We start from the raw sequence: 20,833 nt of genomic DNA on the forward strand, positions 1-20,833 counted from the left end.
GGGCCCAGGGGAGGACCCAGGGGAGGGAGAGAAATGCTCCCTAGATGCGGTGCAACTCCCGGCGGGGGCGGACCGCGACGTCGGTGAGCTGCACATCGGCGGGGGCGTCGACCACGAAGCGCACCGCGCGGGCCACCGAGCTCGGCTGCACGTAGTTCTCCGGGTGGTACGCCTCCGCTGGGATCAGCCCACGCAGCATCTCGGTGTCGGTCTGACCAGGCGCGACGGTCGTGACGCGGAGGAAGTGCGGCTCCTCGTCGATGCGCAGCACATCGGCGAGACCGCGCAACGCGTGCTTGCTTGCGGTGTACACAGCGCTTCCGGCCGCCGGCTGCGTGCCCGCGCCGGATCCGATGAAGATCACGGTGCCCCTGGCGGCGCGCAGCAGGGGAAGCGCAAACCGGGTGAGTGTCGCGGGAGCGGTCACGTTGATTGCGAAGTGAGCGGCCCAGTCTGCGGGAACTGCCGCGTCGACCCGCAGCGACTGTGCAATCGCCGCGGCGTGCACGATCACGTCAAGCCGGTCGATGCTCGCCATCCGCGCCGCGAGTGTGGCTTCATCGGTGAGGTCGAGCTGCCAGATCTCACCGTCAGTGTCGGCGGCCACGGCGGCGAGCCGTTCGGCGTTACGGCCCACCAGGATCACGCGGTGCGTGCGGCTGAGATCCCGCGCGATCTCGGCCCCCATTCCGCCGGACGCTCCGGTGACAAGCGCGGTGGGGCGGGCAACTGACATGAGGAACTCCTTGGAGCCGAAGCTGTCGAAATTGTCGGCGCGGGAACCCCCCGCCGGTCACCGCACAGCCTACGCGTCGGCCGCCGCAGCTTCGGCCCGTGCGCGACTGCGGTACTCACTCGGCGTGACCCCGAGCACCGCGCGAAACTCGGTCGCAAAGTGCGCGTGGTCGGCGTAACCCAGCTCAGTCGCAAGCGCGGCAAGACTCGACGCCGGTCCCGCCGCGGTTGCGCCCGTGCCGTCATGCCGAAGTCTCTCAGCGGCTTCCTGCAGCCGCCGGCGGCGGATCATCGAGTGCAGGGACAGGCCAAAGAAGCGTTGAGCCACGCGCTGGAGCGTGCGAGCCGAGGCATGGAGCCGTTCGGGAAGTTGATCTGCCCGAGTGAGCGCCGGGTCTCCCAGCGCGTCCGCGAGCGCGTTCGCAAGCCTGCCTTCCGTGCCCACCGGCGGAACGACGGAGGCCACCCACGCAGACAGCGCGGTCACGGCGGTCGCGCGCCGGTCTTCGCCGGACTGCGCCCGATCCGTCATCGCCGCGACGACCTGGGCGTGCAACGCAGCCGCAGACACGGGTGCAGCCGCGTCGCGCAGCGCCGCGGGATCCGGCAGCAGCGCCGGCACCGCGGCCGGCCGCAGCAGCGCGCCTACGGCCCAGCCGGTCCCGGTCAGAACACGCTCGGAGCGCCGGGTGGGCGGCCCGACAACGGTGACGCCCGCGGGTTCGACGACGAGATTGCAGGCGGGAAACGGGAGGATCTCCTGGCGGGATGCGACACCGTCAGGGAGCGACCACTCGGGGATCCAGAACCATCGGACGCGGTCAGCCAAATCGGGGGTGGGGAGTACTCGATGAAAGGAGGGAAGCCGGTCGGGGTAGAGCACACCGCGCCGGTTCGTGGGATCTTCACCCATTGCACACCCCCTTCTGCGCACCCGCATGTGGCGCAAATCTGCAAGCGCGTGCCTCGCGCCGATTTTACGCTGGGACCATGACTGCTCCAGAGAACCGCGCCGCACACGGTGCCCACACGACCCACGGCCGCCCGAATGGCGCATCCTCCCTCACCCCATTCCTCGTGATCCCGGGCGCGAAGGAGGCGATCGTGTTTTACCGTGACGTCTTCGGGGCCCGTGTGGTTGACGTCACTGAGATGGGTGGCCGCGTGGTCCACGCGGAGCTTGCCTTCGAGCGGGGCCACTTGCAGCTGGGTGAACCGCTGCCTGATTACAACCTGGTCACGGCACCCGCGGGCGACGACGATTGCTACTCGATGGGAATCTACGTGCCCGATGTGGACAACGTGGTGGATCGCGCGATCGCCGCCGGGGCGACGCTCCGTGAGCCCGTCAGCGACTTTGTCTCGGGGGACCGCTACGCGAGCGTGCGGGATCCGTTTGGCGTGCGTTGGTCGGTCATGACCCGGGTCGAAGACCTCTCAGAGGAGGAGAGCGCCGCCCGGGTGCAGGCATGGAGCGCTGCCGCCGGAGGCTAGCCCACAGCGTCGGGTGCCGTGTGGAGGTGTAGTCGCTCGCCGGCGGCGTTGAAGATGCTGATCACCTCGGCCCGGCCCGCGCCGTCCGCGCGCATGCGGTGCGGGGTGGCGGTGTCAAATTCGGCGGCCTCGCCACTTCCCAGGATCAGGGTCTGCTCGCCCAGTTCGAGGCGGAGGTTCCCCGACAGTACGTAGAGCCACTCGTGGCCGTCGTGCACCTGCTGCGGGCGTTCGGGCGCGTCCGGGTGGTAGGTGATCTTGAACGCGCGCACCTCGGAGGCTTCGCGCGTCAGCGGCGCGATCGTCAGGCCGTCCCGGGTAACGGAGGTGCGGCGCACTCGGGGGTCCTGGTCCTGTGGGGCAAGAAGATCGTCGACGCGGATCCCGAGCTGCCTGGTGAGTGGCAGGAGTAGCTCGAGGCTGGCCTGACGCTTCCCTGACTCGAGGCGGGACAGTGTGCTGGGTGAGAGGCCGGCGCGACCCGCGAGCTCATCGAGTGTCCACCCGCGGTGCTGCCGGGCGGCGCGGAGCCGCGGCCCCAGCTGTGTCAGTTCATCCACGACCACTCCTTGCCATTTTCGCAAACTCGATTGCGATTATTGCACAAGTGGCGCACGATGGGAACATGACGAACACACACTATGACGCCGTTGTGCTGGGGGCCGGGGCTGCTGGCTTGAGCGCCGCTCAGGCGCTCGGGCGTTCGCTCCGCCGCACCCTGGTCATCGATGCGGGGGCCCCGCGCAACCGCTTCGCCTCCCATATGCACAACGTGCTCGGCCTGGACGGCACGCCTCCGCTCGAACTTGTCGCCCGTGGCCGCGCTGAGGCCGAAGTCTACGGTGTCGAATTTACCGAGGGTACGGTCTCGGCGGTCACCGGGCACGGCGACGTGACCCTCGAACTCGCGCCGGATCAGCAGGGCACCGTCCGCCGGATCGAGACACGAGCGTTGATCGTCGCAACAGGCGCGAGCGATACGCTTCCGGACGTCCCGGGGCTCGCCAACTACTGGGGGAGCACCGTGCTCCACTGCCCCTACTGCCATGGCTGGGAGGTGCGCGGCTCGCGCCTCGCGGTGCTCGCCGCGTCGCCCCTCGCCCTGCACCAGGCCACACTGATCCGACAGTGGAGCGAACACCTCACCGTGTTTAGTGCCGCGCTGGGAGAACTTGCTCCCGACATTGCTCGCGCACTCCAGGTCCGGGGCACCGTCATCGAGCCGAGTCCCGTCACCGAGGTACTGGGAGACGGGGCTCGTGTCACCGGAATCCGCACCGCCAACGGGGCGGACCACGAAATCGATGCGATCTTCACGATGGGCGCGGTGACCCCGCACGATGGCTTTCTTGCCGGACTCAACCTTGCCCGCACGGAAACCCCCGTCGGAGACTTTCTCACGGTTGATCCCGGGGGACGCACGAGTCATCCGCGGATCTGGGCGGCCGGCAACGTGGTGAACCCGATGGCGACAGTGCCGATCGCGATGGGCGCGGGAGCGCAGGCTGGCGGATCCGCGAACTACGCGCTCGTGGAGCTCGACGTGGCGGCCGCGCTCGCCGCCGATGCCGTGCGATCCGGAGGTGCAGCGTGAGTTCCCAGGGGTCCGACGCGCCGAAGGCGTTCTGGGAGGACCGCTACGCGGGCAGCGAGCGCGTGTGGTCGGGGCGGGTGAACCAGACGCTTGCCGAGATCGTGGAGTCGCTCCCGGTGGGCCGCTCACTCGATCTCGGATGCGGTGAAGGGGGTGACGTGCTGTGGCTTGCCCAGCGTGGGTGGGACGCGACGGGAATGGACCTCTCGGAGACCGCGATTGCGCGCGCAACACGCGCTGCCGCGGAACACGGCCTTGTCTCCGCGAGCTTCGTTGCCGCGGATCTCGTGGACTGGTCGCGGGACCCAGGTCGCATCGAATTTGACCTGATCACCGCCAGCTTTTTCCAGTCGCCCGTTGCGCTGCCGCGGGAGCAGATCCTCCGGGCCGCGGCTCACAGCGTGGCACCTGGTGGGCACCTGGTGCTCGTGGCGCACGCCGCTCCACCGAGCTGGGCCGCACACGAGCACGGCGGCGCTGGCGGGCACAGGCCCGGGCACGGGCACGGGCCGCAGGACTTCCCGACGCCGGAGTCCGAGCTCGCAGCGCTCGATCTGGACCCCGCGAGGTGGGACGTGCTCGCCGCCGACGTGCGTGAACGGGCGGCGACAGCTCCAGATGGCTCGCCCGCCACGCTGCTCGACTCGGTTGTCGTGGCACGCCGGCGTGACGCTACTCAGCAACCTCTTGCCTGAGTGTCAGCTGAGTGTTACTCTCCAATCCACCCGGCAGTGACGGCGGGGGAACACTCCCGCGCAGTGTCGGTCCGCACTGGGCATCATCACCGCACGACCCGAGACGGTCGGACGGATCCGCCCTGCGGAACAACCAGGGGGAGAACGAACCATGCAGACCACACAGCGGCCGTCAGGCCGGACCCGGAAAATTGCCGCGATCGCGGCGGGTGCCCTCGTCGTTGGCCTCGGGGCCACATACACACTCGCGTCGTGGAACGACTCCGAGTGGGTATGGGGCGGCGCGGACGGTGACCCGAACGTGGGCACGAGTAAGTTCAACGTGCAGCAGAACACCTCGGTTCCCTACGTGGGGACGTCGTGGGGCGACTTCGACGTGAACCCGGGTGATGAGCTCACGTTCACGGCGGGTGCACTAACGCTCTCGCCGAGTGACACGATTTACGCGCCGGTGGCGTTGCGGACAGGCACGGATTCTGTGGCCGGTGACGTGGAGCTCCAGGGCGCAGTTGCCGCCGCGGGGATCACTGTGTCGGATGCGGGGGATGAGCTGTGGAACGCCATTCGCGCCACCGTGTACACGTCCGCGGGCGCAACACCGCCGGCGGCGTGCACGGCCGCAGGCGTGGGCGATGCCACGTGGACCGCGATCGTCACGAATGCACCGTTGAGCACCGTCGCGAGCGGGGAGCAGACGCTCAGCGCAGAGGCCGGGTCGACGCAGCACTACTGCTTTGCGCTGACTCTTCCGGCGGGATCGCCTGACACGCTCCAGGGGCGCACCATCGCCCCCGCTTGGGAGTTCGCCGCCACCTCCAACTAGGGCGCTTGTGCAGTCGGGTCCGTGGGCATGACCTCCGGATCCTGCAGCGGTCGGGCCTGAGCGGGGAGGGGGAAACGCATGGCGCGACGGGGTTTCGCGATTCTCGGGACGACAGCGATCGTTGCTGCGGTCGTCGCGCTCGCGGCCTGGGGAGTCCTCACGATAACCGCCGGGGCGACGCTTGTTGTGTTCCGCACGGGCTCGATGGCTCCGGCGATCCCGCAGGGAGCGCTCGCCGTGTCGTTTCCCGTCGCGGCCGAGGAAATTCAGGTGGGTGACGTCGTAACCGTGCAGCGTCCGGGTGAGGACCTCCCGGTGTCGCACCGAGTCATCGAGGTGCGTGCGGGATCCGACGCAACAGTGTCGCCGCCGATCCCGCGGAATGCCCGCGAACTTGTCATGCAGGGCGACGCAAACGCGCAGCCCGACATGCGTCCGGCCGTGGTGCGGGACGCACGTCGGGTTGTGTGGTCCGCACCCGGCGCGGGCACCGCGCTGATGATGCTGCAGAGCCCGATTGGCCTCGGGGGCATGGTGGTGGGTGCTGGCGCGCTCACCACCTGGGCGTTCTGGCCGCGACGATCGGGGGCGGAAGCGTGAGCGCAACACGGGTCCACCGAACGCGCCTCGCGGTGTGGGCGCTTCTCGCGGCGTCACTCTGCGCACTGCTGTGGGGAGCTGCGCTCACCGCGGATCGGGCCTGGGCGACGTATCGGGTGCTCACCGAGACAGGCCGCCCGGGGTATCTCATGCTGAGCGTGGACGATCGCACGCCGACCTGGGCCACACTGGCACCGGGCGAGTCCACACAGTGGCTCGTGCGCGTCGATCTCGCCGGGGCACCCGAGGGGCGGCTTTCGCTCGAACTCGATGCCGAGGGGCGACTCGTGTCCGTGGGTGGCTTGACGGCGGCCGTGGTCTCCTGCGCGCGACCCTTTACCGGGAATCCCGGATCTCTCGCTTGCGAGGCGGGTGCTGTGACCGTGTTGCAGACCACCGCGCTGCGGGATCTTGCTCCGCTCCGGTCGCAGGTCGCGCTTGCCGCGCTCCGGGCAGATACCCCGCGTCACCTGCTGGTGACGATCACGGTTCCGCCCGAGGCGTCGCGCACCGAGATTGCTGGTGCGGTCGCCCGGGTCGGAGTGGGATTGCACGCAAGCGGGGACAGCTCCGGACGGCCGCCGACAGTCCCGCCCGGGAGCGATCCGAGCGAACCATCGGCCCCGCCTCCGTTCGCACTATCGCACGGGGAGGCGGGGCGGTTGAGCGTGACCGGCACGGATCTGGGCGCACTGGGGCTCATGGCCGTGGGACTGCTCGGCCTCGGCACAGCCCTCCTGCTGGGGCGCCGGAGCACGTCAGCGTATCCCGGGGGTCAGTCATGACGCGCCGCCGCGGGGTGCGGCTGGCCATCGCCAGCGCAGTGGCGGCCTGCGCGCTGCTGCTGCAGGGCGTCGGGCTGACAAATGCGAGCTGGACCGATCCCGAGTGGGACCAGGCCCTGCTCGGGACCACCGACTGCGGTCCCGCGGCGACGGGAGTCGCGAGCCGGGGCGAGGGCCGCGTGCTCAGCGGCGCGATCCTCGGTGCCAACCTGGACACGCTTCTTGCGGCACGCGGGGTGTCCGTGACGAACAACGGTGCTCGTGATCTGCACGCCCCAGCTTCGGCGCAGCCCGTTGCGGGGAGTCCACAAGGGTGGGCCGATCCCCTAAACGTGGCGTTGCTCAATGACGCGCTCGCGCTCGAACTCACGAGCGCCCTGCAGCTTCCCCTCGCGGCCGGCTCCGGGGCGGCAGGACAATTCAGCCAGGCCGAGAACCGGGGGCACGCGGCGGCCGCCTCCGGATATCTGACGAGTAGCGGCGGCATCAACCTTGACGGGGCCCCGGCCGGCTACCCGAACCTCGCAAAGCTGCAGCTCTCGCAGGTGCTCGGCTCCTTGAACCATCAAGTGGGTACGTTGCTCCCCGGGATCACGGATGTCTCGCTGACTGCGGGAGCGGTGGCGGGGCGGGCGGATCTGGATGCCTGCGACGCCGCCTGGACCGGGCTGCGCAGCGGTGCCTCGGGCAACCTCTCGCGGGACTACCTGACCTCGCACGTGTCGCTTGACGTCACCTCCCCCACAGTGGGGGCACTCGTGACCGGCGTGACGAACACCGTCACCACCCTGGAAACCGCGGTGAATGGGATCGCGGGAAATGCGGGGGTGACAAACGCCATCGCGACGGGCGTGACCGGGCTCCTGAACGGATTGATCGGGGGGAACAGCGGCTCGCTGAGCCTCGGCAACATCACCGTTGGCCCGGTCACCGCAACGGTCAACACGGCACCGCTCCGAACCTTCATCGCGGCCCCGTTCGGGGACCCAGGGGGGATCCTCACCGTGCGCCCGGGCAACGGTACGATCAGCGTGAACACCACGGCGCTGCTCGCGGCCGCCTACCCGGGGAGCTACGGCAATGGGCTGAACGGCCTCGCGCCCAACACGAACCCGCTCGCGGATCCCGCAGTGCTCACGACGCTGACAAATGTGCTGACGCAGACGCTCAGCGCTTGGATCGCATCCATCAACACGATGCTCACCCAAACGATCAATGGAGTCGCGGTGAATGCCGCCGTCGTGATCGACCTCCGGGCGAAGATCCTCATCACGCCCTGGATCCACATCGGCACAATTCAGGCGAGCACCTCCGGCACCCTCGCGCAACTCCTGACCCCGGGAAACACTTCGACGACCGCCTCGATCACCCTGCTGAAAGACCTAGGACTTGTGGCGGATCTCGTCAACGGACTCCTCAAGCCAGTGCTGAACAGCCTCGTGACGGGCCTGATCGGCGGGCTCGGAGGGGTGGTGGGGAACGCGATCGAGGCGGTGCTTGGGACGCTGCGGGTGCTCCCGGTCGCGGTGTCGGCGTTGGCGACCCCCATCATCACCGCGGTCACCACGCTGTATAACAGGCTGTTCATCTCCGGCATTGTTGCGCTCACGGTCAATGCCCAAAACGACCCCTTCACGGGTGGCCCCGAGCCGCCGGAGTGGGCCGCGCTGCCCGCAGGGCGCTATGACGTGGCTGCCCTGCGCATCGGGGTGCTCGATGCGGTGGGTGGGCTCGGTGTTCGGCTGTACCTCGGACGAGCCTCGGTGGGCCCCGGATGCACGGCGGCGCAGGTCGCGAGCGGAGGATGCGCCGGGTACTAGCCCGGCGGGCACACACGCCTCGGCCCTCCGGCTCGCAGTGAGCGGGAGGGCCGAGGCGGTTCTGGATCCGAACCTTACGGGGTGAGGCGGTTCGGGCCGCGGAAGAGGTAGGTGACCTCGCGGATCGATGACTGCTCGAGCATCAGCATCAGCACGCGGTTCAGGCCCATGCCGAAGCCGCCGTGCGGCGGGACGCCGTAGCGGAAGAAGTCGAGGTAGAAGCTGAGCTCGGCCGGGTCCATGCCCTTGTCGCGGGCCTGCGCCTCGAGGACCTCGATGCGGTGCTCGCGCTGCGCGCCCGTCGAGATCTCGGTGCCGCGGTAGATCAGGTCGTAGCTCTTCGTGAGGTTCGCGTCGTCCTCGTGGCGCATGTGGTAGAACGGGCGGATCGACGAATCGTAGTCCGTGAGGAAGACGAAATCGCTGCCGTGCTCTTCCTTGGCCCACGCCGCGATCTGGCGCTCACCCTCGGGGTCCATGTCGGCGTCGGCGCGAGGTACCTCGTAGCCGCGGGCCTTGACAAGCTCCTTCGCCTCGGCGAGGGGGATGCGCGGGAACGGACGCGAGGGCACGGTGATCTCGATGCCGAAGAGCTTCTGCACCTCTTCGCCGTGCTTCTCCTGCACCGCGGTGAGGCCGGCGACGATGAGCTCTTCGTGGAGCTCCATGACATCCTCGTGGGAGTCGATCCAGCTCAGCTCCGTGTCGATCGAGGTGAACTCGGTCGCGTGGCGCGAGGTGAAGGAGTGGTCGGCGCGGAAGGCGGGACCCACCTCGAAGATGCCGCCGAAGCCTGCGGCCTGCGCCATCTGCTTGAAGAACTGGGGGCTCTGTGCCAGGAACGCCTGCCCCTCGAAGTACTCGACCTCGAAGAGCTCGGCGCGCGACTCGGATGCCGATGCCATGAGCTTCGGGGTCTGGATCTCGATGAAGCCGCGGTCCACCCACACGTTGCGCAGGGCATGGAGGAAGGTTGTCTGGATGCGGAACACGAGGTTCTGCTCCGGGCGACGCAGGTCGAGGAAACGCCAGTCGAGACGCACATCGATGTTCGAGTCGTCGGCGACCGGGTTATCGGGGAGCGACTTCGTGACGACCTCGATCGTCTCGATCTGGATCTCGACGCCGCCGAGCTTCACGCGCTCGTTGTGCTGCAGCTCGCCCACGACGGTGACAAAGGTGCCGTGTGTGAGCTCGGAGATCGTCGTGGTGCGGGGCACCAGGATGTCGGAGCGCGGGTTCTCAGGATCAGCCTCGCGCAGCACGCCGCCGTTGACAAGCTGCACCGCCCCGGACTCGTCGCGGAGCACCACGAACTGGACGTAGCGCTGATCGCGCACCTTCTCTACCCAGCCGGAAACGCGCACGGTTCCGTCTTCGCGTGCGGCCAGGTCCTTGATTAATACGCGCTCAGTCACCCCCACAGTCTAGTCGTGCTGGGGCGGTGCTCCTCGTGCGGGCCGGGAAGCCCCTCTGGCATAAGCTGTAATAATGTGTCACATCATTTGGAGTGATGGATCGTGTTTTCTACGCTGACACCATTGCCCCGGGGACGGCCCGGGACCACACCGAAGGACACACTCATGGCACGCATCGCTCGCACCACCCTCTTCGTCGGCGCCCTCGCCGCGCTCGCGATGGGGGCGAGCGGCTGCGCGGCGAGCGCCCCGGCGGCGGAAGCCTCCGGTGCGGGGGAAAACGCGCCGCAGACCCTGCTTGTGGCGACCGGGGCGTCGCCCAAGCCCTTCACCTTCCTTGATGAGAACGATGAGCTGACGGGGTACGACATCGAGATCCTGAAGCTTGTGGATGAGGCGCTGCCGGATCTGGAATTCGAGTTCCAGGTCGCGGAGTTCCCCGCGCTGTTCGCGGGGCTCGACTCCGGGCGCTTCAACATCGTCGCGAACAATCTCTCAGCCACCGAGGAGCGGCGCGAAAAGTACGCTTTCAGCGACCCCTACATTGAGGCACAATTTGGTCTCGCGCTGCCCGCCGACTCGGAACTCGCGCAGGCAACCTCGATCAGCGATCTCGCTGGAAAGCGGACCTACGGTGAGCCGGGGCTGAACTTTACGAAGATCCTCGAGGCCTACAACGAAGCGAACCCGGACACCCCGATCCAGATCGAGTACACCGAGCTGGATCTGCAGTCCCAGTACAAGCAGCTCGCCACCGGCGGCGTGGACTTCATCTTCAACGACAAGGTCGTGTACACCGGGTACAGCGCGGGGTTGCCGCTGGAGTTCGTGCAGCTCGACGGTGCCAAGCTTGTTGAGGACTTCGGCACGAACCTGTTCTCGGCGTATGCAATCTCGAAGCAGACACCGGACGTCGACCGGGTTGTCGAGGAGATCAACGGTGCACTCGCTGACCTCGCCGCGGACGGCACGCTCACCGAACTGAGTGAGCGCTTCTTCGATGGTCTGGACGTGTCGCCGAAGACGGCGCCGGCCAGCAGCAACTAGGGCGGGCACCGCACCCCGTGGACACAATTATCGATTTCCCGGCGATTGGGCAGTACGCGCTCGATCTGCTGCCCTACATCCCGATCACGCTCGCGCTCAGCATCGTCGCCACGGTGCTGGGCACGGGCCTCGGGCTGGGGATCGCGCTCATCAAGCTGGCGCGCGTGCCGGTGCTGAGCCAGATCAGCGCGATCCTCGTCTCGTACCTGCGTGGGACCCCGCCGATCGTGCAGTTGTTGCTCAACGTGAACGCGGTCCCGATCGCGGTGCTCTACATCAACCACACGTTCGGAACGAACTGGAATGCGCTCGCGCTCTCGCCGTTCCTCGTCGCGGCGTTGACGTTCGCGCTCATCGAAGCCGCCTACAGTTCCGAGACGATCCGCGCGGCACTGCTCTCGGTGGATCCGAAAGAGGTGGAGGCCGCGCACGCGCTTGGTATGACTCCGTGGCAGACACTGCGCCGCGTCACCGTGCCGAACGCCACCGTGGTCGCGTTCCCCACCCTGGTGAATCACTTCATCGGAATGCTGAAGCAGTCCTCGCTCGCGTTTGTCGTGTCGATCGTCGAGATCACGGCGTACGCGAAGATTCTGGGCGGGCGCGACTACCGCTTCTTCGAGGCCTACCTTGCGACGGCAATTATCTACTGGGCGCTCACCGTGATCGTCGAGCAGATTGCTCGCCGTGTGGAGCGGGCGCTGGCGCGGCCACGTGTTCCCGCCGCGGGCCGACGTGCGCGTCGCGTCGCGTCGTCGTCCCGGCCTGCGACGGTGCCCTCGCGCCCGACGACGGAGGTGACCGCATGATCGCGCTTGAACAGCTCTCGAAATCGTTCGGAGATCGGGTGATCCTCGACCGGCTTGATCTCGAGTTCGTCGACGGTGGCGTGACCGCGATCGTCGGCCCCTCCGGTGCAGGCAAATCCACGCTGCTGCGCTCCGTCAACCTGCTGGAGCGGCCGGACGCCGGGCGGATCGTGGTGGATGATCTGACTGTCGACGCCGCGCACGCGGCCCGCGCGGATGTGCTCGAACTTCGCCGCCGCACCGCGATGGTGTTCCAACAGTTCCAGCTCTTCGCCCGAAAGACCGCCGTGGAGAACGTTGCCGAAGGGCTCCGCGTGGTGCGCGGGCTCAGTCGCGCTGACGCGGAAGCCGCGGCCCTCGCGCAGCTCGACCGGGTGGGGCTCGCGGGACACGCCACGCACTACCCGGCCCAGCTCTCCGGCGGTCAGCAGCAGCGGGTGGGCATCGCCCGCGCGCTCGCGATGGAACCGCGCGTGCTCCTCCTCGACGAACCCACGAGTGCGCTGGATCCGGAACTCGTCGGGGAAGTGCTCCAGGTGATCCGTGAGATCGCGGCTGCCGGGCAGACGATGGTGATCGTCTCCCATGAAATGCACTTCGTGCGCCAGATCGCGGATCGCGTCACGTTCCTCGAGGGCGGACGCATCGTCGCCGACGAGCCGCCTGAGACGTTTTTTGGCCCGACCGCGAGCGAACGCACGCGATCTTTCCTCCGCGAGTACCACCTCGCCCGCGGTGGCCCCGAATACCAGATTTAGAGTTCGGGAGAACACTCATGACAATCACCCAGACCCCCGCCCGACCGCTGCGCAACCTCGGCTTCATCCATCTCGTTCCGTTCGACCGCAATGATCCCGGAAAGGGTCTGCGCGAGGGCGTCGAACTGTTCCGCTACGCGGAGGAGCTGGGCCTCGACAGCGGCTGGGTGCGCACCCGCCACCTGCAGTACGGGCTGCCCTCGCCCGCCGTGTTCTTTGCGGCCGTGGCGCAGCACACCGAGCGGCTCGGCCTGGGCAGTGCCGTGATCCCGGTGGGACACGAGAACCCGTTCCGCCTCGCCGAGGATCTGGGCACCGCTGACGCGCTCTCGGGTGGGCGTGTGCTTGCCGGGGTCAGCGTCCACCCGCCCGGGTACTCCGACGCGACAAACGATCTTGTGCATGACACGGGGTGGCGTGAGGAGGACTACGGCTACGGGCGGATCGAGCGGCTGCGCGAACTGCTGGACGGCCACGCCGTCCGCGAGGTGCCCGCCTACAACGGCATCGGCGGCGACATTGACTCGGAGCGCGTCGAGCCGCACAGCCCCGGGCTTGCCGGTCGGCTGTGGTACGGCGGCGGATCACTGCGTTCGGCCGAGTGGGCGGGCCGATCCGGCCTGAACTGGCTCGTCAGTAACATCAGCACCACAACCGACGGAGACCTCGACTTCGGCCGTGTGCAGCGCGCGCAGATCGATGCATACCGCGCCGCGCACCCGGCCGGGGATGCCGCCCGCGCCTCGGTTGCCCGCGTGATCGTGCCGACCGACGGCGCGACACCGGAACAGGTCCGCAAGTACGAGGAATACGCCGCAGCCCGCACCCCGCGCACGGAGCAGGTGCACGGCGGCAAGACGATCATCGCTCGCGATGTGCTGGGCTCCACACAGCAGATCGTGGACTTCATCCGTGAGGACCTCGCGTTCCAAGCGGCTGACGACTACCTCTTTGAGCTCCCGTTCGAGTTCGAGCTCGCTGACTGGAAGCACATCCTGCACCAGCTGGCGACGGAGATCGGGCCCGCGCTCGGGTGGCAGCCGGGCGGTGCTGGTGCGAGCGATGCCGGTGGGACCGGTGTCGGCGCGGATCCGGCGCGGAGTGCCGCGTGAGCACACACGAAGCGCCCCCCGCATCCGAAGCGCTCGCCGAGGTGCGGGTCCGGGCAGCCGTGAGCGCCGATTTTGCGGCAATTGATGCCCTCATCGACTCGGCCTATGCGCATGATTACGGTCCCCGCACGGGCGGCACCGATCCCATGCACCGCGCCGCGGAGCGGGCCCGGGAACATGACGTGTGGGTGGCGGTGGATGCGGCGGGCACGTATGTGGGGAGTGTGACAACTCGGCGACTCGGGGGCCCGCCCCTGCACGAGGACGTCGCTGACGACGAGCTGGACCTGCGCCTGCTGGGTGTGTCCCCGGCGGCGCGGCGGCGCGGGGTGGCCGCGAGCCTGATGCGGGATGTCGCGGCGCGGGCCGAGGCACAAGGCTGGCGCGCGGTTGTGCTGAAGACCGCGCCTGATATGCGCGGAGCGCACCGCCTATACGAGGCGCTGGGCTATGCACGCCAGCCTGAGCGTGACGGGCTGTGGATTGGTGGGAAGAAAGTGATTGAGCTGTTCAACTACGCGCTGCCGCTCGGTGTTCTGCGGGACGCGTAACCTGCTGGCCACCCAGCCCTGGTAGCAACGAGGGTATGACTTCGGTGATCACACCCCCGCTCGGCGGTACCCGGGCCCTGCTGCAGTCCCTGGCACCCTCGTTGGTGCCGAGTGAGCGTCGTGTCGCTGAGGTGTGCATCGAGGACCCCGAGTTCGCTGCCGCTGCCTCGGTGGCGGCGCTCGCGCGGCGGGCCGAGGTGTCGCCTGCGACAGTGGTGCGGGCCTGTCAGAAACTCGGCTTCGACGGGCTCCCGCGGCTTCGCGACTGCCTACGTCGCGACCTGGGGGCCGCCGCGGTGCGGCGCACCGTCGGACTCGACGCCACACCGGAGGTGCCGGGCGGCGCGGCCGGGGCACCCGCGGAACACCCGGTGGCACACGTGTTCACGCGCGCAATGGCCGGTATTCAGGGCGCGCTTGGCGCGCTCGATCTCGATGCGTTCGACGCCGCGGCGGGCGCGATCCGGGAAAGCAAGCGCCTCCTGATCATTGGGAACGGGGCCTCCCTGCCGTCCGCGCAGTCCGTCTCGCTGCACTTTCTCTCGAGTGGGAAGGTGTGTGAGTGCCCGGTTGACATCGTGACCCAGCACATCGCGGCGAAGCTTCTGGGCCCGGGGGACGTGTGTCTCGCGGTGAGCGATAGCGGAATGAACGCGTTTACGCTCCGATCGGCCCGGCTCGCGACCGAGAATGGCGCGACCGTGATTGCGATTACGAGCTATGCCAAATCGGAGCTGGCCCAGATCGCGGATTATGCCCTGGTGGCTGGGGCGGACTTTCATTTCTGGAACGACAGCACAGTCACCGGCAATATCGTGCAGGTCTTGCTGCTCTCAGCGCTGCACGCCGCGGCGATTGCGCACACACCCGGAGCGGAGCGCGCTCAGGCGGCAACCTTCGATGAGGTGCGGTCCATGATTGCCGACACGTCCGATGGCGCGTCCGATGGCACGTCCGATGGCACGGAGGCGATCCGGCGCGGAGGCACCTAAGCGCATCGGTTTACCTCCCGGGGCACGAGTGTTCGCGTAGGCGGCCATCACCGTTCACTGTGCGGTCCTGAGGGGTTCACCTGCGCCGCGCATCCTGGAATCACACGTTTCCTGAAGTGGGAAACCTGGGAAATTCGATTCCATGGGAGGTGGCCGGTGGCCCGGCTTGTACTCAACCAACTCACCCGCTCGTTCGGCGACGTGACCGCGGTCGACCGGATCTCGCTCGACGTTGCCGACGGGGATTTTCTCGTGCTGCTCGGGCCGTCGGGGTGCGGCAAGACCACCCTGCTGCGCATGATCGCCGGGCTGCTCGAGCCGACTGGCGGCAGCATCGAGATCGACGGCACCGACATCACCGGCCTGCCGGCTCGCAAGCGGGACCTCGCGATGGTCTTCCAGAGCTACGCGCTGTACCCGCACCTGAGCGTCGCGAAGAATCTCGCCTTCCCGCTGCGCGTGCGCGGCACCGCGAAATCCGAGATCACGGAACGGGTGAGGGTCGCGGCTGAGTCCGTGGAGATCGGGCACCTGCTCGACCGCAAACCCAAAGAGCTCTCCGGGGGACAGCGTCAACGCGTCGCCGTCGCCCGGGCGCTGGTACGCGAGCCGCAGGCCTTCCTCATGGACGAGCCGCTATCGAACCTCGACGCGAAACTGCGCACTGCCACCCGGCAGGAACTCGCGGCGCTGCACCGCACGCTCGGGGCCACTTTTGTCTATGTCACCCACGATCAGGTCGAGGCCATGACGATGGCGACAAAAATTGCGCTACTCAACGGCGGCAGACTCGAACAGTTCGGCACCCCGGAGGAGCTCTACGACACCCCCAGTTCCGTGTTCGCGGCCGGCTTCCTCGGATCCCCCGCCATGAACCTCATGGACGCAAGCCTCACCACTACAGCGGGCACGATTTCGGTCCTCGCACCGGGCATCGAGGCGATGCTGTGGCCGGGTAGCACCCCGGAACGCGAGATCGTCGTCGGCGTGCGCCCCGAACACCTGCGTGTGCACGCCGGAGGCGCTCCCGCCGCGGTGCCGACCGCCGGGATAGCGCTCCGCGGCACCGTTGAGCTCGTCGAGAACCTTGGACGGGAACAGCTCGTGCACTGCACCGTCGGTGAGGATCGGGTGACCGTCGCGTGCGACCGGGACGCGCAGTGGCGGCCGGGGGAGCTCGTTGTCCTCGACGCGCCCAGCGCGCACGTGCATCTCTTCGACCGTGCGAGCGGCCGCCGGCTCGAATGGCAGCCCGACGCCGACGCGGTCCCGAGCGCGAACACGGAGCTCCCGATCGGGGCTCTGCGCTCCGCTTTGCTCGGCGCCACCCAGCCGTGATCCTGCCCGCTGTCTCCCTTCCCGCTGTCTCCCTTCCCGCTGCATCCCTTCCCGTTATCTCCCCGCTCCCGAAAGGTTCCCCCATGCGTTTCCGCCGCCCTCTCCTCGCAACCGCGCTCGCGCTTGCCGCGGTGATCCCGCTCGCCGCCTGTTCCTCCGGGCCGGCAGTCTCCGAGTCTGCCGCCAACGTGGTCCCTGAGCTCGGTCCCGACGAACAGGTCGAGATCGTGTTCGAGAGTTACAACCTCACGCAGGCCGGGGTCTGGACCGACACCGTGAACCAGCTCGTCTCCGAGTTCGAGGAGGCTCACCCGAACATCACCGTGAAGGCACAGCCCACCCAGGGGGCCGCGGCTGCCGCCGGCAACTACGTCGGCAGCGTCCAGACCCAACTGCTCGCAGGGAACCCGCCGGACGTGGCCCAGCTCACCTACGATGCGCTCGAGTACACGGCCACCCAGCTCGGGGCCAAGCCGCTCGCCGACATCGTCAGTGCCGAGGAGCTTGAAGCAGCCTTCGAGGGCGAGAACCCGATGCACCCGAACGCACGGGTGCTCGCGGACTGGGAGGGCAAGACCATCGGAATGCCGTATGTGTTCTCCACCCCGGTGCTGTATTACAACGCCACCGTGCTCGAGGCGGCCGGAATCAGCGGCACCCCCGATCTCAGCACCTGGGACAAGGTCGAAGAGGTCGCCCTCCAGGTGTCGCAGTCCACGGGCAAACCCGCACTCGACATTGCGTGCACCGTGAAGGGCGGCAGCTGGTGCATGCAGGGACTCTTCAAGCCGAACGGTGCTGAAGTGCTCTCGGAGGACCGCTCCACGATTGAGTTCGGGTCTCCTGAAGCCGTGGCCGTGGTCGAGCGCTTCGCAGAGATGACCGAGGCGGGCGCAATGCGCAGCTCCGACGCGGCGGCGCAGATGGAGGGCCTCGTGAAGGGGGACACCGCGATGATCCTCACGACCTCCGCGCTGCAGGGCATGTTCATGCAGGGGGCGGCCGCGGGCGGCTGGACGCTTGCGGCCGCTCCGATGCCCGCGTTTGCAGACCACGAAGCCGTGCCGACAAACTCCGGCTCCGCGCTATTTGTCCTGAGCGAGGATCCGGCGAAGCAGCGCGCGGGCTGGGAACTCATCAGGTTCCTCACGAGCGACCGGGCCTACGAACTGATCACGAGCCAGATCGGCTACCTGCCGCTGCGTACCGGCCTGGTCGAAGAAGGCGGAGTGCTCGCCGACTGGGCCGCCGCGAACCCGCTTGCGCAGCCGAACCTGGATCAGCTTGACCGGCTCCAGCCGTGGGTGTCCTACCCCGGAAACAGCTACGTCCAGGTCGATGATCTGCTCGCGACTGCGATCGAGGAGGTCGTCTACTACGGCAAACCTGCCGAAGCCACGATGACCGAGGCCGCGGACCGCGCTCAGGAACTGATCGGCTAGCGCTCCCGCGCCCTGCAATCCACACTCCGCTGACGCGAGAACTCAGGAGAAACCGTGCACCACCCCACCACCACCGCAGCCCCGAACGTCGGCGCTGCGATCCCCATCGAGGGCACTCACAACTTCCGCAGCACCGAGGGATACCCCGGCACGGCCGGCAGCATCCGACCCCGCGGGCTCTTCCGCTCCGACGCACTGCACCGCGTCAGCGCCGCCGGGAAACACAAGTTCAGCGAACACGGCATCGTCCGTGTGATCGACCTTCGATCCGACGAGGAACTGGCGCAGGCCCCCACGGTGTTCAGCGCCGCCGACGTCGAAACGATCCATCACCCGATCTTCACCGACGCCACCCTTCCCCTGAACGGTGGCTTGCTTTCCCTCGGCTCGCTCTACCGCCACATCGTCACCGAGCGGGCGGAGCGGCTCGCCGCCGCGGTGCAACTCATCGCCGATGCTCCCGAGGGCGGCGTGCTCGTGCACTGCACTGCGGGGAAGGACCGCACCGGCCTCGTTGTCGCCGCGGCGCTCGCCGCAGTGGGGGTGTCCCGGGAACAGATCGTTGCCGACTACGCCGCGAGCGCCGACAACCTGGCCGGGGAGTGGGCGGACAACATGCTCGCCGGCGCGGCCGCACAATTCGGCGTTCTTGACGCGGACATTCAGGAACTCATTACTGGCAGCCCCGCCGACGTGATGGCCGTAACGCTCGACTATGTGGAGCAGCAGCTCGGTGGATTCACCGATCTGCTCCATACGAACGGCCTCGACGCGGCCGGGCTGGATCGGCTGCGTAACCGCCTGATCGGCCCCACGCTGACGCCCTCGATCGCCCCCTAGCGCCCTCCTCACACAGTACGAAAGGACCTTCAGTATGACCTCGCAGCACCCGCCCGTTGAGCACTTCATCCTGCACCTCAGCGACACCCATTTTGTTGGCACCGACGAAAAGCTCCACGGCGTCATCGATAGTGACGCGAATCTTCGCCGCCTGTTCGAGGACTTCGCCCGCTCTCAGGCCCGCCCCGATGCGATCGTCTTCACCGGTGATCTCGCGGACGCCGGGCAAGAAGACGCCTACCGACGGCTTCGCGCCATTGTCGAGCCTGCAGCGGCCGCCATCGGCGCGGAGGTGATTTGGGTGATGGGAAACCATGACACCCGCACGCCGTTCCGCCAGCTTTTGCTCGACTCGGACGCGGGGGAGGAGAGCGTCGACATGGTGTCCGACATCCGTGGACTCCGGATTGTCGCGCTCGACTCCACGGTGCCCGGTGCGCACCACGGTGAGATCACCGAGGAGCAGTACGCCTGGCTCGCGGAAGTCCTCGCAGAGCCCGCTCCGCACGGCACCCTGATCGCGCTGCATCACCCACCAGTACCGTCTCTGATCCGCGGGATGGAGTTTGTGGAGCTGGCCGATCAGCAGCGCTTCGCGGACGCGATTGCGGGCACCGATGTACGGGGTGTGCTCGGTGGGCACCTCCATTTCACTACCTTCAGTGAGATTGGCGGAGTGCCCGTGTCGGTGGCATCAGCCACCTGCTACACGCAGGACCTGAACGTGGAGCCGGGAGGCATGCGTGGCCAGGACGGAGCGCAGGGTTTCAACCTTGTGCACCTGTACAACGACCGCGTGATGCACACCGTCGTCCCGATCGGCGAATTCTCGACCGTCTACGAGGTCACCGCCGAGCAGATGCGGTCCTTCGCATCGATGACCGTCGACGAGGCAGCCGCCGCCATAGCCCACAACGCCGGCCACTAGTCCACTCCACGCGCTTCGCTGACCAGATCGGATTCTCGGTTGTTCACCCAGGTACTTTCCCCTCAAGAGCCAGCGGAGTCTATGGAGACCGCGGAGGCCGCTCGTGCGGCCTCCGCGGCCCCTCGAACGGCCCGACGCCGCTTCGCACTGGCCCCGTATCTCTATGTGCTTCCCGCCACGGCACTGCTCATCGTGTGGACCTACCTGCCGCTCGCGCAGACCTTCGAGCTGTCGTTCTTTGACTGGAACCTGATCCCCACGCAGCCGAAGCAGCCCGTCGGCTTCGCCAACTACGCCACGGTGCTCTCGCTCCCCGAATTGCACCAGGCGCTGTGGAACACGCTGATCTATACCGTTGCGTTCCTCGGGGTTTCGGTGGCCCTTCCCGTCATCTTCGCCCTCCTCTCGCGGCAGGTCGCGGGCCGGGCGAAAACCGTCTACCAGGCGCTCATCTTCGTCCCGTTCCTCGTGACCCCGGTGGCCACGAGCGCGATCTGGCGTTGGATGTTCGCCCCGGAAGGGGGCACGATCCCCGCGGTGGCGCGGACCCTGGGCATCGAGCTGGGGAACGTGTTCCGTGAGCCTGACTCCTCGCTCTGGGCAGTCGTGGTGATCGTCGGCTGGCAGATGCTCGGCTTCGGGGTACTTGTCGTCTCCGCCGGGCTCGCCGGAATCAGCCCGGACTACGGCAATGCCGCCGCCACCGATGGTGCAACGGCAGCGCAGATCACGCGCAGGATCACGCTTCCGCTGCTCTCCCCGACGCTCGTGTTCCTCGGGCTCATGACGATCCTGCTCTCCGCCCAGTGGACGTTCCCCATCATTGATCTCGCCACGCAGGGCGGGCCAGGCGGATCCTCCACGAACATCTACTACCTGCTCTACCAGTTCGGGTTCCGGAACTTTGACGCGGGGCTGTCCGCGGCCGCCGGCACCGTGTTCTTCCTCGGATTCGGGCTGATCGCGTTGCTGTTTGTTGAGCTCTCGGAACGACTGAGCTTCCATGACAACTAGCCCGACCGGGGCACCTGCCCGGCACCCTCAGAAGCCCG

Annotated in this window: 22 protein-coding genes; 18 read left to right on the top strand and 4 right to left on the bottom strand. The window is 67.8% G+C overall.

All coding sequences use genetic code 11. The features are described 5' to 3' along the window. Nucleotides 1–40: 40 nt before the first annotated feature. Both FM113_RS14425 and FM113_RS14430 read right to left on the bottom strand, forming a co-directional pair. Nucleotides 41–736, bottom strand: a complete 696-nt coding sequence (locus tag FM113_RS14425) for an SDR family oxidoreductase (protein WP_087015526.1) — start codon at nucleotides 734–736, stop codon at nucleotides 41–43. Between the two features lie 69 nt (nucleotides 737–805). Next, nucleotides 806–1,648 (bottom strand): helix-turn-helix transcriptional regulator, encoded by an 843-nt coding sequence (locus tag FM113_RS14430; RefSeq protein WP_087015527.1) that lies wholly within the window; start codon nucleotides 1,646–1,648, stop codon nucleotides 806–808. Between the two features lie 77 nt (nucleotides 1,649–1,725). Here FM113_RS14430 and FM113_RS14435 point away from each other — a divergent pair, with 77 nt between their 5' ends. Continuing rightward, nucleotides 1,726–2,229 carry a glyoxalase/bleomycin resistance/extradiol dioxygenase family protein gene (locus FM113_RS14435; RefSeq protein WP_087015528.1) on the top strand — a complete coding sequence of 168 codons (504 nt, stop codon included), beginning with the start codon at nucleotides 1,726–1,728 and terminating at the stop codon, nucleotides 2,227–2,229. On the opposite strand, the gene FM113_RS14440 is transcribed toward FM113_RS14435, so the two are convergent. Beyond that, a complete protein-coding gene (locus FM113_RS14440) occupies nucleotides 2,226–2,789 on the bottom strand; it encodes a helix-turn-helix domain-containing protein (protein ID WP_087015529.1) in 564 nt (187 codons plus the stop codon). The genes FM113_RS14435 and FM113_RS14440 overlap by 4 nt on opposite strands. 65 nt (nucleotides 2,790–2,854) lie before the next feature. Between FM113_RS14440 and FM113_RS14445 the strand changes: the two genes are divergently transcribed. The 6 genes from FM113_RS14445 (at nucleotide 2,855) to FM113_RS14470 (ending at nucleotide 8,546) form a co-directional block, all read left to right on the top strand. Next, nucleotides 2,855–3,823 (top strand): NAD(P)/FAD-dependent oxidoreductase, encoded by a 969-nt coding sequence (locus FM113_RS14445; RefSeq protein WP_087015530.1) that lies wholly within the window; start codon nucleotides 2,855–2,857, stop codon nucleotides 3,821–3,823. Continuing rightward, nucleotides 3,820–4,518: a bifunctional 2-polyprenyl-6-hydroxyphenol methylase/3-demethylubiquinol 3-O-methyltransferase UbiG gene (locus tag FM113_RS14450; protein ID WP_087015531.1), complete on the top strand. Its 699-nt coding sequence runs from the start codon at nucleotides 3,820–3,822 to the stop codon at nucleotides 4,516–4,518. Before FM113_RS14445 ends, FM113_RS14450 begins: the two co-directional genes overlap by 4 nt. A gap of 151 nt (nucleotides 4,519–4,669) precedes the next feature. Next, the gene (locus FM113_RS14455; RefSeq protein WP_140393383.1) at nucleotides 4,670–5,341 is read left to right on the top strand and encodes a SipW-dependent-type signal peptide-containing protein; all 672 of its coding nucleotides are present in this window, start codon (nucleotides 4,670–4,672) and stop codon (nucleotides 5,339–5,341) included. Between the two features lie 78 nt (nucleotides 5,342–5,419). Further along, nucleotides 5,420–5,941, top strand: coding sequence for a signal peptidase I (locus FM113_RS14460; RefSeq protein WP_140393384.1), 522 nt, complete (start codon nucleotides 5,420–5,422; stop codon nucleotides 5,939–5,941). Next, nucleotides 5,938–6,726 carry a hypothetical protein gene (locus tag FM113_RS14465; RefSeq protein WP_087015532.1) on the top strand — a complete coding sequence of 263 codons (789 nt, stop codon included), beginning with the start codon at nucleotides 5,938–5,940 and terminating at the stop codon, nucleotides 6,724–6,726. The genes FM113_RS14460 and FM113_RS14465 overlap by 4 nt, the downstream gene beginning before the upstream one ends. Beyond that, entirely contained in the window at nucleotides 6,723–8,546 is a 1,824-nt protein-coding gene (locus FM113_RS14470; RefSeq protein WP_087015533.1) for a choice-of-anchor G family protein, read from the top strand. The genes FM113_RS14465 and FM113_RS14470 overlap by 4 nt, the downstream gene beginning before the upstream one ends. 74 nt (nucleotides 8,547–8,620) lie before the next feature. Here FM113_RS14470 and aspS read toward each other — a convergent pair whose 3' ends face one another. Beyond that, nucleotides 8,621–9,964, bottom strand: a complete 1,344-nt coding sequence (aspS, locus tag FM113_RS14475) for an aspartate--tRNA(Asn) ligase (protein WP_087015534.1) — start codon at nucleotides 9,962–9,964, stop codon at nucleotides 8,621–8,623. A 165-nt stretch (nucleotides 9,965–10,129) separates the two neighbouring features. Between aspS and FM113_RS14480 the strand changes: the two genes are divergently transcribed. The 11 genes from FM113_RS14480 (at nucleotide 10,130) to FM113_RS14530 (ending at nucleotide 20,795) form a co-directional block, all read left to right on the top strand. Next, nucleotides 10,130–11,011 (top strand): transporter substrate-binding domain-containing protein, encoded by an 882-nt coding sequence (locus FM113_RS14480; RefSeq protein WP_087015535.1) that lies wholly within the window; start codon nucleotides 10,130–10,132, stop codon nucleotides 11,009–11,011. Between the two features lie 17 nt (nucleotides 11,012–11,028). Further along, nucleotides 11,029–11,820, top strand: a complete 792-nt coding sequence (locus tag FM113_RS14485; RefSeq protein ID WP_087015536.1) for an amino acid ABC transporter permease — start codon at nucleotides 11,029–11,031, stop codon at nucleotides 11,818–11,820. Then, entirely contained in the window at nucleotides 11,817–12,578 is a 762-nt protein-coding gene (locus tag FM113_RS14490; protein ID WP_087015537.1) for an amino acid ABC transporter ATP-binding protein, read from the top strand. Before FM113_RS14485 ends, FM113_RS14490 begins: the two co-directional genes overlap by 4 nt. Before the next feature lie 17 nt (nucleotides 12,579–12,595). Beyond that, a complete protein-coding gene (locus FM113_RS14495; protein ID WP_087015538.1) occupies nucleotides 12,596–13,690 on the top strand; it encodes an LLM class flavin-dependent oxidoreductase in 1,095 nt (364 codons plus the stop codon). Continuing rightward, nucleotides 13,687–14,241, top strand: a complete 555-nt coding sequence (locus FM113_RS14500) for a GNAT family N-acetyltransferase (RefSeq protein ID WP_087015539.1) — start codon at nucleotides 13,687–13,689, stop codon at nucleotides 14,239–14,241. Before FM113_RS14495 ends, FM113_RS14500 begins: the two co-directional genes overlap by 4 nt. 35 nt (nucleotides 14,242–14,276) lie before the next feature. Next, the gene (locus tag FM113_RS14505; RefSeq protein WP_087015540.1) at nucleotides 14,277–15,233 is read left to right on the top strand and encodes a MurR/RpiR family transcriptional regulator; all 957 of its coding nucleotides are present in this window, start codon (nucleotides 14,277–14,279) and stop codon (nucleotides 15,231–15,233) included. A 156-nt stretch (nucleotides 15,234–15,389) separates the two neighbouring features. Then, nucleotides 15,390–16,571, top strand: a complete 1,182-nt coding sequence (locus tag FM113_RS14510) for an ABC transporter ATP-binding protein (protein ID WP_087015541.1) — start codon at nucleotides 15,390–15,392, stop codon at nucleotides 16,569–16,571. 83 nt (nucleotides 16,572–16,654) lie between these two features. Next, nucleotides 16,655–18,013: an extracellular solute-binding protein gene (locus FM113_RS14515; protein ID WP_087015542.1), complete on the top strand. Its 1,359-nt coding sequence runs from the start codon at nucleotides 16,655–16,657 to the stop codon at nucleotides 18,011–18,013. Between the two features lie 54 nt (nucleotides 18,014–18,067). Beyond that, a complete protein-coding gene (locus FM113_RS14520) occupies nucleotides 18,068–18,853 on the top strand; it encodes a tyrosine-protein phosphatase (protein WP_087015543.1) in 786 nt (261 codons plus the stop codon). A gap of 34 nt (nucleotides 18,854–18,887) precedes the next feature. Further along, nucleotides 18,888–19,781, top strand: a complete 894-nt coding sequence (locus FM113_RS14525; protein ID WP_087015544.1) for a phosphodiesterase — start codon at nucleotides 18,888–18,890, stop codon at nucleotides 19,779–19,781. An 81-nt stretch (nucleotides 19,782–19,862) separates the two neighbouring features. Beyond that, nucleotides 19,863–20,795 carry a carbohydrate ABC transporter permease gene (locus tag FM113_RS14530; RefSeq protein WP_087015545.1) on the top strand — a complete coding sequence of 311 codons (933 nt, stop codon included), beginning with the start codon at nucleotides 19,863–19,865 and terminating at the stop codon, nucleotides 20,793–20,795. Nucleotides 20,796–20,833: the final 38 nt, after the last annotated feature.

Origin of the sequence: Leucobacter sp. 7(1), assembly GCF_900163635.1 — a bacterium.
GTDB lineage: Bacteria > Actinomycetota > Actinomycetes > Actinomycetales > Microbacteriaceae > Leucobacter.

Excerpts from the sequence above, each read along its gene's own strand:
- FM113_RS14425 (WP_087015526.1), bottom strand. The coding sequence starts at position 736 with ATGTCAGTTGCCCGCCCCACCGCGCTTGTCACCGGAGCGTCCGGCGGA.
- FM113_RS14430 (WP_087015527.1), bottom strand. The coding sequence starts at position 1,648 with ATGGGTGAAGATCCCACGAACCGGCGCGGTGTGCTCTACCCCGACCGG.
- FM113_RS14435 (WP_087015528.1), top strand. The coding sequence starts at position 1,726 with ATGACTGCTCCAGAGAACCGCGCCGCACACGGTGCCCACACGACCCAC.
- FM113_RS14445 (WP_087015530.1), top strand. The coding sequence starts at position 2,855 with ATGACGAACACACACTATGACGCCGTTGTGCTGGGGGCCGGGGCTGCT.
- FM113_RS14455 (WP_140393383.1), top strand. The coding sequence starts at position 4,670 with ATGCAGACCACACAGCGGCCGTCAGGCCGGACCCGGAAAATTGCCGCG.
- FM113_RS14460 (WP_140393384.1), top strand. The coding sequence starts at position 5,420 with ATGGCGCGACGGGGTTTCGCGATTCTCGGGACGACAGCGATCGTTGCT.
- FM113_RS14470 (WP_087015533.1), top strand. The coding sequence starts at position 6,723 with ATGACGCGCCGCCGCGGGGTGCGGCTGGCCATCGCCAGCGCAGTGGCG.
- FM113_RS14480 (WP_087015535.1), top strand. The coding sequence starts at position 10,130 with ATGGCACGCATCGCTCGCACCACCCTCTTCGTCGGCGCCCTCGCCGCG.
- FM113_RS14490 (WP_087015537.1), top strand. The coding sequence starts at position 11,817 with ATGATCGCGCTTGAACAGCTCTCGAAATCGTTCGGAGATCGGGTGATC.
- FM113_RS14495 (WP_087015538.1), top strand. The coding sequence starts at position 12,596 with ATGACAATCACCCAGACCCCCGCCCGACCGCTGCGCAACCTCGGCTTC.
- FM113_RS14505 (WP_087015540.1), top strand. The coding sequence starts at position 14,277 with ATGACTTCGGTGATCACACCCCCGCTCGGCGGTACCCGGGCCCTGCTG.
- FM113_RS14515 (WP_087015542.1), top strand. The coding sequence starts at position 16,655 with ATGCGTTTCCGCCGCCCTCTCCTCGCAACCGCGCTCGCGCTTGCCGCG.
- FM113_RS14525 (WP_087015544.1), top strand. The coding sequence starts at position 18,888 with ATGACCTCGCAGCACCCGCCCGTTGAGCACTTCATCCTGCACCTCAGC.
- FM113_RS14530 (WP_087015545.1), top strand. The coding sequence starts at position 19,863 with ATGGAGACCGCGGAGGCCGCTCGTGCGGCCTCCGCGGCCCCTCGAACG.